This window comes from Amycolatopsis thailandensis (assembly GCF_002234405.1).
Classification (GTDB): domain Bacteria; phylum Actinomycetota; class Actinomycetes; order Mycobacteriales; family Pseudonocardiaceae; genus Amycolatopsis; species Amycolatopsis thailandensis.
Genome location: NZ_NMQT01000059.1, coordinates 1 through 14,034, shown reverse-complemented (window position 1 = coordinate 14,034; position 14,034 = coordinate 1). Strand labels below are relative to the sequence as shown.

At 69.0% G+C, this 14,034-nt stretch carries 13 protein-coding genes; 10 read left to right on the top strand and 3 right to left on the bottom strand.

Annotation, left to right across the window (positions count from 1 at the left end; all coding sequences use genetic code 11):
* Positions 1–40: 40 nt before the first annotated feature.
* A complete protein-coding gene (gene ilvD, locus CFP71_RS16820) occupies positions 41–1,720 on the bottom strand; it encodes a dihydroxy-acid dehydratase (RefSeq protein WP_093934798.1) in 1,680 nt (559 codons plus the stop codon).
* Positions 1,721–1,783: 63 nt separating this feature from the next.
* Positions 1,784–3,064 (bottom strand): hemolysin family protein, encoded by a 1,281-nt coding sequence (locus CFP71_RS16815; RefSeq protein ID WP_093934797.1) that lies wholly within the window; start codon positions 3,062–3,064, stop codon positions 1,784–1,786.
* Between the two features lie 130 nt (positions 3,065–3,194).
* On the opposite strand from CFP71_RS16815, the gene CFP71_RS16810 reads away from it, so the two are divergent.
* Positions 3,195–4,529, top strand: coding sequence for a cytochrome P450 (locus tag CFP71_RS16810; RefSeq protein WP_093934796.1), 1,335 nt, complete (start codon positions 3,195–3,197; stop codon positions 4,527–4,529).
* Positions 4,530–4,833: 304 nt separating this feature from the next.
* Here the strand turns inward: CFP71_RS16810 and CFP71_RS16800 are convergent, their stop codons facing one another.
* Positions 4,834–5,478, bottom strand: a complete 645-nt coding sequence (locus CFP71_RS16800; RefSeq protein ID WP_093934794.1) for a TetR/AcrR family transcriptional regulator — start codon at positions 5,476–5,478, stop codon at positions 4,834–4,836.
* A gap of 39 nt (positions 5,479–5,517) precedes the next feature.
* On the opposite strand from CFP71_RS16800, the gene CFP71_RS16795 reads away from it, so the two are divergent.
* The 9 genes from CFP71_RS16795 to CFP71_RS16755 all read left to right on the top strand — a co-directional run bounded on the left by CFP71_RS16795 (position 5,518) and on the right by CFP71_RS16755 (position 13,892).
* On the top strand, positions 5,518–6,669 hold the full coding sequence (locus CFP71_RS16795; protein WP_093934793.1) for a hypothetical protein: 1,152 nt from the start codon (positions 5,518–5,520) through the stop codon (positions 6,667–6,669).
* 10 nt (positions 6,670–6,679) lie between these two features.
* Complete coding sequence (locus CFP71_RS16790; protein ID WP_093934792.1) at positions 6,680–7,165, top strand: hypothetical protein; 486 nt, start codon at positions 6,680–6,682, stop codon at positions 7,163–7,165.
* Positions 7,166–7,238: 73 nt separating this feature from the next.
* Entirely contained in the window at positions 7,239–8,231 is a 993-nt protein-coding gene (locus tag CFP71_RS16785) for an AraC-like ligand-binding domain-containing protein (protein ID WP_093934791.1), read from the top strand.
* Positions 8,232–8,271: 40 nt separating this feature from the next.
* A complete protein-coding gene (locus tag CFP71_RS16780) occupies positions 8,272–9,039 on the top strand; it encodes a MoaF C-terminal domain-containing protein (protein WP_093934790.1) in 768 nt (255 codons plus the stop codon).
* A gap of 9 nt (positions 9,040–9,048) precedes the next feature.
* Positions 9,049–9,450: a nuclear transport factor 2 family protein gene (locus CFP71_RS16775; RefSeq protein WP_093934789.1), complete on the top strand. Its 402-nt coding sequence runs from the start codon at positions 9,049–9,051 to the stop codon at positions 9,448–9,450.
* Positions 9,447–10,625, top strand: a complete 1,179-nt coding sequence (locus CFP71_RS16770) for an ABC transporter substrate-binding protein (protein ID WP_093934788.1) — start codon at positions 9,447–9,449, stop codon at positions 10,623–10,625. Before CFP71_RS16775 ends, CFP71_RS16770 begins: the two co-directional genes overlap by 4 nt.
* A gap of 12 nt (positions 10,626–10,637) precedes the next feature.
* Positions 10,638–11,498, top strand: a complete 861-nt coding sequence (locus CFP71_RS16765) for an ABC transporter permease subunit (RefSeq protein ID WP_093934787.1) — start codon at positions 10,638–10,640, stop codon at positions 11,496–11,498.
* Positions 11,485–13,200, top strand: coding sequence for a branched-chain amino acid ABC transporter ATP-binding protein/permease (locus CFP71_RS16760; protein ID WP_093934786.1), 1,716 nt, complete (start codon positions 11,485–11,487; stop codon positions 13,198–13,200). The genes CFP71_RS16765 and CFP71_RS16760 overlap by 14 nt, the downstream gene beginning before the upstream one ends.
* The gene (locus CFP71_RS16755) at positions 13,197–13,892 is read left to right on the top strand and encodes an ABC transporter ATP-binding protein (protein ID WP_093934785.1); all 696 of its coding nucleotides are present in this window, start codon (positions 13,197–13,199) and stop codon (positions 13,890–13,892) included. Before CFP71_RS16760 ends, CFP71_RS16755 begins: the two co-directional genes overlap by 4 nt.
* Positions 13,893–14,034 lie beyond the last annotated feature (142 nt).

The window sequence follows — 14,034 nt, the reverse complement described above, 5'->3', positions numbered from 1 at the left end:
ATTCACGACTTGATTCAACACGGAACCCTCCTTGGTCGCCTTACTCGCAGACAGCCCCGTGCGCGGCGCTCTGGACGACCTTGGCGTACTTGCCGAGGACACCGCGCGTGTACGCCGGAGGCCTGGGAGCCCAGCCTTCCCGGCGTGCCCCGATGTCGTCGATCTCGACCTCCAGGGTCCGGTTCGCGACGTCGAGCGTGATCGGGTCCCCGTCGCGCACGAACGCGATCGGCCCGGCGTCGACGGCTTCCGGCGCGATGTGGCCGACGCAGAGGCCGGTCGTGCCGCCGCTGAACCGGCCGTCGGTGATGAGCAGGACGTCCTTCCCGAGTCCGGCGCCCTTGATCGCGCCGGTGATGGCGAGCATTTCCCGCATGCCCGGGCCGCCCTTCGGACCTTCGTAGCGGATGACGACGACGTCCCCGGCGACGATGCGGCCCTCGGCGAGCGCGTCGAGGGCGGCCCGTTCGCCGTCGAACACCCGCGCGGTGCCGGTGAACGTCGATTCGTCGAAGCCCGCCGACTTCACCACCGCGCCTTCCGGCGCCAGCGATCCCTTGAGGATGGTCAGCCCGCCGGTCTTGTGGATCGGGCGGTCGAGCGGCCGGATGATCTCGCCGTCGACCCCGGCGGGCGCGATGCCTTCGAGGTTCTCGGCCATGGTCTTGCCGGTCACGGTGAGCACGTCGCCGTGCATGAGCCCGGCGTCGAGCAGCGCCTTCATCACCACGGGGATGCCGCCGACCTTGTCGACGTCGTTCATCACGTACTTCCCGAACGGCTTCAGGTCCCCGAGGTGCGGGACCTTGTCACCGATGCGGTTGAAGTCGTCGATGCGCAGGTCGACCTCCGCCTCGCGCGCGATCGCGAGCAGGTGGAGGACGGCGTTGGTCGAGCCGCCCAGCGCCATCACGACGGCGATCGCGTTTTCGAACGCCTCCATGGTCATGATCTGCCGCGCGGTGATGCCCTGGCGGAGCATGCCGACGACGGCTTCTCCCGAGCGGTGGGCGAAACCGTCACGGCGCCGGTCGACGGCGGGCGGGGCGGCCGACCCGGGCAGCGACATGCCGAGCGCCTCGGCCACCGACGCCATCGTGTTGGCGGTGTACATCCCGCCGCAGGCGCCTTCGCCGGGGCAGATCGCGCGCTCGATCCTGTCCACCTCCGCGCGGGTGATCTTGCCCGCGAGGCAGGCGCCGACGGCCTCGAAGGCGTCGATGATCGTGACGTCCTGCCCGTCCACCTGACCGGGCATGATCGAGCCCGCGTAAAGGAAGACGGAGGCGAGATCGAGCCGGGCCGCGGCCATGAGCATGCCCGGCAGCGACTTGTCACAGCCCGCCAGCAGCACGGAGCCGTCCAGCCGTTCGGCCATCATCACCGTCTCGACCGAGTCGGCGATCACCTCCCGCGAGACCAGCGAGAAGTGCATGCCCTCGTGCCCCATGGAAATGCCGTCGGACACCGAGATCGTGCCGAACTCCAGCGGGTAGCCACCGCCCGCGTGCACCCCGTTCTTGACCGCCTTGGCCAGCCGGTCGAGCGACAGGTTGCACGGGGTGATCTCGTTCCACGAGGACGCCACCCCGATCTGCGGTTTGGCGAAGTCGTCGTCGTCCATCCCGACCGCGCGGAGCATCCCGCGGGCCGCCGCGCGCTCCAGGCCGTCGGTCACGTCGCGCGAACGAGGCTTCAAATCCGGCTGGTCCTGCGGCATCGGAACACCTTTCTTCGTGGTGGGACACCGGGCACGGTGCCAACCCGGCGCGCCCGGCGCAACTCACCGCACCGCGTTCGCTCCACGGTGCAGGGCCACGCGCGTGATCGCGTGATGCTCGACGCCGAGCACTTCGGCCGTCCAGCCCGAGACCACCACCCGGTCGCCCGGCTTCTCCGGGATCCGGCCGAGGACCACGAGGATCAGCCCCGCGATGGTCGCGTACTCCCCCGGCGGCGCGTCCCGCAGTTCGACGCCGACGTCGACGAGGTCGTGCACCGGGAAGGTGCCGGGCAGCACCAGGGAACCGTCCTTGCCGTCGCGCACGGCCAGCACGTCCCGGTCGGTCTCGTCGTAGATCTCGCCGACTATCTCCTCCAGCAGATCCTCCAGCGTGACCATGCCCGCGACGGCGCCGTGCTCGTCGACCACCAGCGCCATCTGCTCCCGCTCGGCCTTGAAACTCCGCAGCGCGTCCGAGACCCGCAGCGAATCGGGGAACACCACCGCCGGCCGGACGACCTCGGCGAGGTCTTCGTGGTCGCCGAGCAGATCACGCAGGCGCACGACGCCGACGACGTCGTCCAGATGCCCACCGCGGGCGACCGGCGCCCGGGAGAACCCGGACTCGGCCAGCTGCCGTCGCGCCGATTCGAGGTCCTGTTCGGCCGCGAGCGTCAGCACCGCGCGGCGCGGGACGAGCACTTCCCGCAGCCGTCGTTCGTGGATCTCCAAGGCGCCGTTGATGATCATGCGCTGCTCGGCGTTCAGGCCGCGTTGCGCCGAGACCAGTTCCCGCAGTTCCTCTGGCGACATCTGGTCCGGATCGGCCTCCGCCCGGCCGCCCAGCGCCCGCACGACGAAGTTCGTCGACGCGCTCAGCGCCCACACCACCGGCCGCGAGATCGCCGACAGGAAGTTCAGCGGACGTGCCACCAGCAGCGCCCACCTCAGCGCGTTCTGCATGGCCAGCCGCTTCGGCGCCAGCTCGCCGAGCACCAGGGTCAGGAACGTGAGGACCATGGTCACCAGCGCGACGGCCACCGCTCCGGCGGCGTTGCCGAGGAAACCCAGCAAGGGAACCAAGGGTTGCGCGAGGGACACCGCCGCCGTCGCCGAGGCGAGGAACCCGGCGAGCGTGATGCCGATCTGGATCGTCGCCAGGAAGCGATTCGGGTCGCGCGCCAGCCGCACCAGCGTCCGGGCGGACGCCCGGCCATCCCGTTCCAACGCCCGCAGTTGCCCTTCACGCAACGAGATCAGCGCCATCTCGCTGCCCGCGAACACCGCGTTGAGCACCACCAGCACCGCGACCAGCGCGATGTCGAACCCGTAGCCGCCCACAAACACCCCCCGGCCCGCCCGAGATGCAGAACATTACCGAGAGGAACGCGGCTCCGCAGATGTCACGAGCGCCTGGCTACTGACGGGTAGTTCCGATACCTTCGAAGGAACCCGCACGGACGGAGTCCTGATGTTCGCACTCAAGACCGCTCCCGCACGGACCTTCCTGCGCCGGGCGGAGGAAATCGCCAAACCGGTCACCCGCTGGAGCCTCGGCCACGCGATCCCCCGGGTCGCCCTGCGGGCCGCGGCGCGGCGCGGCGACCTCCAGGGCAGGCTGTCCGTCGAGGCGAGCGGCGGAGCGGACCTGACCGGATTGTTCGACGAGATCCGCGCGCACGGCGCGGTCGCCACCACCCGGGTCGGGCACGTGACCACGCGGCATTCCGCGTGCAAGGACATCCTCACGAGCGACGCGTTCAAGACAGTGCGGTTCGTCCCGGAGAACGCGGTGCTCAACCGGCTCGTGGCCTGGTCCGAGTCCGGGCTGATCCACCCGATCCAACCGCCGTCGCTGCTGGCGAGCGAGCCACCCGATCACACCCGCTACCGGAAGCTGGTCACCCGCGTCTTCACCGCCCGCGCGGTCGAGCAACTGCGGAGCCGCACCCAGGCGATCGCCGACGAACTGCTCGACGGCCTCGATCCGGCGAACCCCGTCGACCTCATCGAGCGGTACTGCGGGCTCCTGCCGGTCACCGTGATCAGCCAGATCCTCGGTGTCCCGCCGGAGGAACGCGACAGGGTGCTCGCGCTGGGCGGCGCCGCGGCCCCGAGTCTCGACCTCGGGCTGCCGTGGCGGACCTTCCGCACCGTCGAGGCCACCCTGGCCGAGTTCGACGCCTGGCTCACCGTGCACCTGGAGAAGCTGCGGGTGAATCCCGGTGACAACCTGCTCAGCAAGCTGATCGCCGCCCGCGAGGATGGCGTGGGCCTGACCGAGCGGGAACTCAAGGCCACCGCGGGACTGGTGCTGGCGGCCGGCTTCGAAACGACCGTCAACCTGCTCGGCAACGGCATCGCCCTGCTCACCCGGCATCCGGACCAGCTCGCGAAACTGCGCGGGAACCCGGACCTGTGGAGCAACGCCGTCGACGAGGTCCTCCGCTACGACCCGCCCGTCCTGCTCACCGGCAGGCTGTGCGCGCGGGACACCGAGATCGGCGGGGTGCCGATCCTCCGGGGTTCGATCGTCAGCACGGTGCTCGCCGGCGCCAACCGCGATCCCGAGATCTTCGACGCCCCTTCGGCTTTCGACGTCGAGCGGGCGAACGCGCGGGACCACGTGTCGTTCGGCGCCGGCCGGCATTACTGTCTCGGCGCTTCGCTGGCGAGGATGGAAGGGGAGATCGGGCTGCGGTCGATCTTCGAGCGGTTCCCCGGCCTGCGGCCGCTGGACGGCGCGCGACGGCGGCAGACCCGGATCCTGCGCGGGTTCGAAACGCTTCCCGCCACCCTCACCTGACTCGTGAGTGGTGGAGACGGTTCTGGTGGGCCGGTATCTGGTTACCTTGATCAGCGCGGCGCGGGTTGTGAAAGCCACTTTCGCAACGTTGAAGGTTGTGAACGTGGCTTTCGCATCACGGCCACTTACCACTCACGAGAAAGTACCGAATGGCCTCCGCCGCCATCGGTCCACAAAGGACCAAAGACTTCGCCACCCAGCTCGACGAACTCCGGGACTATCTGAACCCACGAGAAGACGCCGAAGTGAAGGCGATCCCGTTACTCGGCAGCAACGTTCCGGAACTCTGGCTACTCGGCCGCTCCTACGAATTCCTCGCCTCGCTCTCCGGCGGGCTCATGGCGCGTACGAACAGGTCGGCCAGCTCCCGCGCATAGGTCGCGACGTCGGTATCGGGCCTCGCCAGCAGTTCGGCCGGGGCCGCCTCCATCGCGGCGATGATCGACACCGCCATCACCCGCGGGGAGAACTCCCGCAGCTCCCCCAGCCGCTGTCCCTCGCGGAACATGTCCTCCATTTCGGCCAGCGTCTTCGCGCTCTGCCGCTCGAACCAGCTTCGCGCGGCCTCGGCGTCCCTTGACGCCGAAGCGATCTGGCCGATGGCCATGATCTCCTTCGGCCGCTCCGCGGAATAGAACACGAAGCCCTCGATCAAGGAGCGCACGGCGGCGGCGTGACTCCCGGCCCCCTCGGCCCGCGCGCTCAGCGCCTTGTCCATCGAGGTGTGCACGGTCTGCATGACCTGCTTCATCAGTTCTTCACGCTTGGCGAAGTGGTACGTGATCAGTCCCGGGCTGATCCCCGCCCGCCGCGCGATCTGCACGAAGGACGCCTTCGCGTAGCCGATCTCCGCGATGGTCTCGATGGCCGCCGAAACGATCTGCCCGCGCCGGGCCTCCTCGATGAACGAACGCCTCCCCTGGTCGCTCGGCTCATTTTCTGGTTGCATGAACAGTAGCCTAGTTGAGCAACTAGCAAGGGGGAAGTCGTGATCACTCGCAAGACGTTCCTGAAATCCGTCGCGGGAGCGGTGGCGGTCGCGGGCCTCGGCGGGGGCGTGGCCGAGGCGGCGGCAGGCGGCCCGCACCGGCTACGAGGAGGGGTCGCCTACGACACCGGGGTCCTGCACGCCGCGGGCGAACCGCTGAGCCGGGCGCGCTGGAGCCGCCGCCGACTGGAGCAGGAGATCCGGGTGATCGCCGACGGCCTGCACTGCCCCTCCATCACCGCGTTCGGCACCGAGATCGGCAGGCTCACCGAAACGACGGCCGCCGCGCTGGGACGCGGGATGGAGGTGTACGTCCAGCCGAGGCTCTACGACCATCCGCAGGACGAGGTCCTGGAGCACATGGCCGAATCCGCGCGGCAGGCCGAACGGCAGCGCGACGGCGCCGACGTCAAATTCGTCGCCGGCTGCGAGCATCTCCTCTTCACCCCGGGCATCGTGCCGGGCGCGACCTTCCAGGAACGGATCGCGAACATCGGCGAGATCCCGCCCGGGGAATGGCCCAAGATCATGGAACGGCTGTCCGACTTCCTCGCCCGGGCGGCCGACGTCGTCCGCCGGAACTTCCGCGGCCGGATCACCTACGCCGCGATCGGTGGCGCGGAGCAGATCGACTGGAACCTTTTCGACATCGTCGGAATCGACTACTACCAGTACTTCGCCACCGATGCGGAGTACACAAAGGACCTCGCCCCGTACCGGCGGTGGAACAAACCCGTGGTGGTGCTGGAATTCGGCGCGTGCACCTTCACCGGCGCAGCTCAGGCGGGCGGGATGGGCTGGGACATCGTCGACCGCGACCAGGAGCCGCCCCGGATCAAGCCGGGCCACGTACGGAACGAGCACGAACAGGCCCGGCACCTGACGCGCCTGCTGCGCGTGTTCGGCGCGGCGGGGATCCAGGGCGCGCATGCGTACACGTTCATCGCGCCGGGCCTGCCGCATCATCCGTCACGGCCGGAGTACGACTACGACATGGCGTCGTACAGCCTGGTGAAAACACTGCGGGAACGGCACCACGACGAGGAATCACCGTACCGGTTCGAGCCGAAGCGATCTTTCACGGCGATGGCCCGGCACAACCGCGGACAAGCGGGCATTTTTACCGGACCGGCTTCGGAAACCGGCCAGTAACCTCCCCTCGGTGACCACTCCGGAGCGCCAGGGCAAGGAAGCTCCGGAGCTGCCCGCGTTCACCATGATCGGGTGCCTGATGGGCTTTTTCATGACCTTGCTGGTCCTGATCGGCCCGGGCCTGCTCTGGATCAGCACTTCTTTCGAGCCCGGTGATGACGACCGCCTGGTCGTCATCACCATGGGCGCGGTGTTCACGATCGGCGGCTTGGCCACCGTCGGCTCGCACCTCCGGCAGAACGCCAGGGCCCGCGAGACCCACCGCGCGCTCGACCGGACGGGTGTCCGCGCGAAGGCGGAAGTCGTTTCCAGCAAGCGGATCTGGGTCGACGAGGTGAGTACTCCCACGGACGACGTCGATCTCGTCGTCACCGGCCCGGGAGTGACTCCGTTCAGTGCGCGAGTGCTCACCGAGGACGTCGGCCGCTACGAAACGGGCAAGGTGGTACCCGTCGACGTGGACCCTCGGACCCTCCTGTTCCGCCTCGCCGACTGACCGGGACACGACCTGGTCGCGATCATTGCCCGGCAGCATCGTATCGCTTATCGTATATGAAATTCACCCCCCGATGCTGCGAGGTGACCTCGTGACCACCGCCGACCCGACCACCACCACGGTCGCGCGAGATTTCACGGATTTCCGCACGGTGGTGTCGCAATCCTTCGTGCCGCTGCACGTGACGAGCGAACACCGCGACCACTTCCGCGGCCGCATCCGCTCGTGCGGCGCCGACGACGTCCAGCTGACCGAGGTGACCGCGTCGGCGCACGTGGTCGAGCGGACGCCCGAGCTCATCGCGAGGGCGGACAGGCACTACTACAAGCTGAGCCTGATCCTGTCCGGGACCGGGCTGCTGATCCAGGACAACCGCGAGGCGATGCTGCGCCCCGGTGACGTGGCGTTGTACGACACGCACCGCCCGTATTCCCTGGCGTTCGAAGAGGACTTCCGCACGCTCGTGGTGATGTTCCCGCAGCGGCTCATCGATCTCCCCCGTGACCTGGTCGGCCAGCTGACCGCGGTCCCGATGTCGGGCAAGCGCGGCATGGGCAACGTGGTGGTGCCCTTCCTCGCCCAGCTCGGCAGCAACCTCGACCAGCTCGGCGGACCGGCAGGCGTCCGGCTCGCGCATACCGCGGTCGATCTGCTCGCCACGCTGTTCGCCAGCGAACTCGACCTCGCCCGTGCCACCGCCGGGCCGCACCACGAGCTGATGCGGCGCGTCCTCGCCTTCATCGACACGAACCTCTCCTCCACCGATCTCGGCCCGGCGCAGATCGCCGCCGAGCACTACATCTCCACGCGGCATCTGCACGGCCTCTTCCACGAACAGGGCACGACCGTCTCGGGCTGGATCCGCACCCGCCGCCTGGAACACTGCCGCCGTGAATTACTGGACCCCGTGCACGCTTCCCGGCCGGTCGCCGCCATCGCGGCGAAGTGGGGTTTCGTCGACGCGCCGCATTTCAGCCGGGTGTTCAAGACGGAATTCGGCTGCTCGCCGAGCGAACTGCGGCGCGGCTTGACCGTGAGCGAGCGGTTGTTGCCGCCCAGCGCGTGACAGCTGGCCCTCCCCCGGTGGTCGCCTGAACGATGACCGCATGTCCGATGCACCCGAGGAACAGTGGCGTACCTATGACGAGTTCGCCGCCGGAATAGCCACCTACCGCCTGCCGAACGCGGACCTGTCGGGACGCGAGCTCACCGTCACCCTCGACGACGGGACGACGCTCGCGCTGCGGTTCGAGGACGCGGAAACCGTCACCTGCAACGGCATCAAGGATCCGTACGACGCGGTCGCCGTCCGGGAAGACGTCTTCTTCGTGAATCTCCCCCACGCCAGCGTGGAAGGTGAAGCGCTCACCGTCGTCTTCTCCACGACGACGCATCGCGCGCTCGCCGTGCGCTCGGTGATCGGCGCCGAAGACGTCGAGGGAGTTCCCCGTGTCTCCCAGACGTTCTGGTCCGGCACCACCGACGCGGGCACACCGACCGGTGAGGTACCGGGACCGTCGCGTGACCTGATCGGCAAGCGCAACGTCTACCGCTACAGCCCGGAACACCTTTACGAGCACGTGTACGTGTCTTCGCAGCGCTATGCCTGGCAATGCCTCGAAGGCGTGCAGCGCGGCCACGGGGACATGGACCTGTCGACGGTCTGGAAGTTCCAGGACGGGCTCTACCTGTTCTGCTTCCGCGAATTCCGCATCGCCGTGGCCAGCGTGTGGTTGCACGACCTCGGCTACGCACTGAAGACCACCGGAGTCTTCCTCGGCCTGACCGGCGACGGCCGGTCGGAACATTCCCGCGCGGGCGGGCACATCTACCCGCTCGGCGCCGTCTCTTATCCCGACGCGCAACCGGTCTAAGGAGCCCAAGTGTCCAATTCAGACATCATCGCCGCGCACTACGCCGCGAGCGACCGGGGCGATCTGGCGGGCATGCTGGCCCCGCTCGGTCCCGAGACCACCTGGACGGAGGCCGCCGGTTTCCCTTACGCCGGCACCTACACCGGTCCGGACGAGGTCAAGGAAAAAGTCTTCGGCGCGATCGCGAACGACTGGGACGGCTACGGTTTCGCCCTCGGCGAGCTGGCCGACGCGGGTGACACGGTGATCGGTATCGGCACCTACCAGGGCACGCACCGGGAGACCGGTCGCTCCTTCACCGCCCGCGTCGCGCACGTGTGGAAGTTCGACGGCGGCAAGCTCGCCTCGTTCGAGCAGATCGTCGACTCCGCGCCCGTCGTCAAGGCCATGAACGCGTCGGAGAACCGGTGAAGCCCGCGCGACGCCTGGTCGCCCTCGCAGCCGCCGTCCTGCTCGCCACGGCGGGCTGCGCCGGAGCCGAAAGCGGTTCGAGCGGCCCGATCAAGGTCGGCTCGGTCAACGCGCTCAGTGGCGCGGCCACCTTCCCCGAAGCCTCCCAGGCCGCCAAGGCGGTCTTCGACGCGGCCAACGCGAGCGGCGGCGTGAACGGAAGACAGATCGAGTACAAGGCTCTCGACGACAAGGGTGACCCGGCCGCCGCGGCGGCGGCCGCCCGTGAGGTCGTCGGCCGCGACGAAGCGGTCGCGCTGGTCGGCTCGTCCAGCCTCATCGAGTGCGAGATCAACAACAAGTACTACGAGCAGCAGAAGATCCTGTCGATCCAGGGCATCGGCGTCGACCCGGCGTGTTTCACCAGCCCCAACATCGCCCCGGCCAACGTCGGTCCGTACCACGACATGACGCTGACCCTGCTCTACGGCTCGGAAACGCTGAAGCTGAACGACATCTGCGCGCTGCTGGAGATCGCGGGCAACACGCTGCCGTCGTACCAGGCGGCCATCGACGAGTGGTCGGCCATCACCGGCAAGAAGCTCAAGTACCTCGACGCGACCGTGCCCTACGGCGGTTCCGACTACACCTCCTACATCGTCAAGGCCCGCAACGCCGGGTGCAAGGCGATCACGGTGAACCCGGTCGAGCCGGACTCCATCGGGCAGCTCAAGGCCGCCGCGGCGCAGGGCTGGAACGACGTCACCTGGTTGCTGCTGACCAGCGTCTACAGCGAGAACTACGCCAAGGCCATCACCAACGCCGGCGCCGGGGTGTACGTGCCCGCGGAGTTCTACCCGTTCACCGACTCGACCAGCCCGCAGAACAAGGACTGGCGCGAGCTGATGACCAAGAACAACATCCCGCTGACCTCGTTCAGCCAGGGCGGCTACCTGGCGGCGAAGTACTTCCTGGAAGTCGCCAAGGGGATCAAGGGCGACGTCACCCGCGAGTCGGTGACCAAGGCGCTGCGCGAGATGAAGCCGATCACCGATCCGATGGTCGGCACGCCGTACGTCTTCGGACCGGGCCAGACCCACCACGACAACACCGCGGGCTGGCCGATCAAGCTCGCCTCGGGCACCAACAAGTGGGAGCTCGTCGCCGACGACTGGCTGCGGATCCCCAAGAAGTAACTGGAGGAAACGATGCTGCAGGGAGCGCTGGCAGGCCTGGCCGCCGGCGGACTGTACGCGGTGTTGGCGGTGTGCCTGACGCTGATGTCGCGGCTGGTGCGGGTGGTGAACTTCGCCCAGTCGGCCACCGGGATGTTCGGCTGTTACGTGGCGGTGTTCCTGGCCGTCGATCTGGGCCTGCCGATGTGGCTCGCCACCGTCGCGGGGATCCTGCTCGGCGGGCTGCTCAGCGCGCTGCTCGGCTGGATCGTGTCCACCTGGCTCGCCGAGGCGGACACCGGCACCCGCTCGGCGGTCACCGTCGCGGTGCTGCTCCTGCTGATCTCGTTGTCGTTCATCCTGTTCGGCAACAAACCGCAGCCGTTCCACCCGATCCTCGACGGCCCGGCGGTCACCGTCGGCGGCGTGGTGATCAGCCAGGTCACCGTGGTCACCGTCGCGCTGGCGGTACTGGTGGCGCTGGCCAGCAGGCTGGTGCTGAGCAGGACCCCGGCGGGTGTCCAGCTCAGGGCGCTGTCCGAACGCCCGACGACGGCCGAGCTGCTGGGCATCCCGGCGAAACGGCTCAGCGTGGCGGTCTGGGCGGTCACCGGGGTGGTCAGCACGCTGGTCATCTCCATCGTCGCGCCGTCGCAGTCCAACGACGCGACGTCGCTGGCGATGCTGGTCGTCCCCGCGGCCGCGGCGGCCCTGCTCGGTGGGTTCCGCCGGCTGGATCTCGCGGTCGCGGGCGGGCTGGGCCTCGGCCTGATCCAGGGCGCGGCCGCTCAGGTCGACGGCCTTTCGGTGGTGCGGTATTTCCTGCCGTTCGTCGTGATCGTCGCGCTGCTGCTGTGGTCGCAGCGCAAGGAGGTGTGGGATGCGGCTCGCTGAACGCGGGATACGCACCGGGATCCCGTTCGTGGTCGCCATCGCGGCGATCGCGGTGGGCTACGGCCTGAGTGTCGGGCTCGACGGGTACTTCGTCTACCTGGGCATGAGTGCCGTCGTCGCCGGGATCTCACTGCTCGGACTGGGCGTGGTGACCGGCAGCGCGGGGATGATCTCCCTGTGCCAGCTGACCTTCGGCGCCGTCGGCGCCTGGGTGGTGTCGGCGCTGAACGAGGCGCAGGCGCCCGGCGGATTCCTCACCTGGCTGGTCCTCGGCGGTCTCGCCGCCGGGGTGGTGGGCGTGCTCGTCGGGCTCCCGGCGTTGCGGCTGCGCGGGATCAACCTCGCCGTCGTCACGCTGGGACTCGCCGCCGCGGCGGACCTCGCGCTGGTCCAGCTCCAGTTCCCCGGTGTCTCGGGCGGGATCTCGGTCGAACGGCCGGACGCCTTCTCCGACGACCGGAGCTACTTCCAGCTCGCGATCGTGGTGCTGGTGCTGTGCTGCCTGGCCGTGTACTTCCTGCGCCGCGGGCGCTGGGGCAGCGCGTGGCAGGCGGTGGCGTTCTCCGAACGTGGGGCGGCGGCGGCGGGCACGAGCGTGCGGACGTCGAAGCTGACCGCGTTCGCGGTGAGCGCCACCCTCGGCGGGATCAGCGGCGGCCTGCTCACCGGGCAGGTCGGGCTCGCGTTCCCGGCCAGCTTCACCGCGATCCAGTCGCTGGCGCTGTACGTGCTGGCGATCATGTCGGGCGCGCATCTGATCGACATGGCCGTGTTCGGCGCGGTGCTGTGGGTCGGGGTGCCGGAACTGCTGAAGCGCTGGGGAATCCCGCAGGACTGGGGATTCGTGGTGTTCGGCGTGCTCGGCGTCCAGGCGCTGGCCAGCGGCGGGAACCTGGGCACCACGGTGCGGCAGGTGTGGTACCGGCGATCGAAGAAGGAACCCGCGAAACTCGACCTCGCCGCCGGGACCACGGAGATCGAGCCCAAGGCGCCTGGCCCGCCGGTGCTCACCGTGCGCGGGCTGAGCGTGAACTTCGGACACGTGGCCGCACTGTCCTCAGTGGACATCGCGGTGCCGGAACACGGGGTGCTCGGTGTCATCGGCCCCAACGGCGCGGGCAAGTCGACACTGGTCGACGCGATCAGCGGTTTCCTGCCGAACGCCGAGGGTTCGGTGGAACTGGGCGGCAAACCTCTGACGGGGTCACCGTCGAACCGGGCCCGCGCGGGACTGCGCCGGACGTTCCAGCAGGACCGCGTCCCGCCGGGACTGACTGTCGGGGCGTACCTGAAGTTCCTCGCCCGCCGTCGGCTCACCGCCGACGAGATCGGCGAGGCCCTGGACTTCTTCGGCTGTCCCGCCGCTCGCACCCCACTGTCGCAAGTGGACGTCGGCGCGCGCCGGCTGGTCGAGGTCGTCGGGCATCTGCTCGCGCGGCCGCGGGTCCTGCTGCTCGACGAGCCGGCCGCGGGGCTCCCGCACGAAGAGCACGTCGCGTTCGGGGAACGGTTGCGGCAGGTTCCCGCGCGATTCGGGGTGTCGGTGCTGCTCATCGAGCACGACCTCGACCTGGTGCGTTCGGTCTGCGACACGATCACCGTGCTCGACTTCGGCAGTGTGCTGGCCTCCGGCCCGCAGGCCGAGGTGCTCGCGGATCCGGCAGTGCTCAAGGCGTACATGGGCGAAACGGAGATGCTGTGAACGCGTTGCGGATAGCGGGGCTGACGGTCACCCGCGGTGCCGGGCCGGTGATCTCCGACGTCGACCTGACGCTGGAACCGGGCCGGATCACCGCGCTCGTCGGCCCCAACGGTGCCGGGAAGACCAGCCTGCTCGAGGCCGTCTCCGGCGTGGTGCCCGTCGCGTCGGGGACCGTCCACATCGGACCGGACGAGATCACGAAACAGTCGCGGGTCTCCCGTGCCCGGCGGGGTCTGGCGCATATCGAGCAGGGGCGCGCGGTGTTCGGCGGGCTGACGGTGACGGAGAACCTGATGCTGACCGCGCGCACCCGTGCGCGAGCCGACGAACTGTTCGAGCTGTTCCCCGAGCTGGAGAAACGCCGCGATTCGCCTGCCGCCCTGCTCAGTGGGGGCGAACAGCAGATGGTGGTGCTGGCCCGCGCCTTCGCCGCGCGGCCGTCGTTCCTGCTGATCGACGAGATGTCGCTGGGACTCGCGCCGGTGGTGTTCACCCGGCTGCTGCCGATGGTGACCCGGTTCGCCGAGGAGGGGGCGGCGATCCTGCTGGTCGAGCAGTTCACGCACCTCGCGCTCGGAGTGGCGAGTGACGCTCTGGTGGTTTCTTCGGGGCGGGTCACCTACGCGGGGTCCGCGCAGAGCCTGCTGGACTCCCCCGGCACCCTGCACGCCGCCTACCTCGGCGAGTCCTGACGGTCCGCGAGTCCGTGAAGGCCTCCTTGAGGGACTCTGGGTCCCTCAAGGAGGCCTTCACGGAATGTTGTGAGCCCCCACCGGCCACGTCGCGACTGGCGGGAATCACGTCGGTGACGTAGCGAAGGCCTCCTTCCCTACC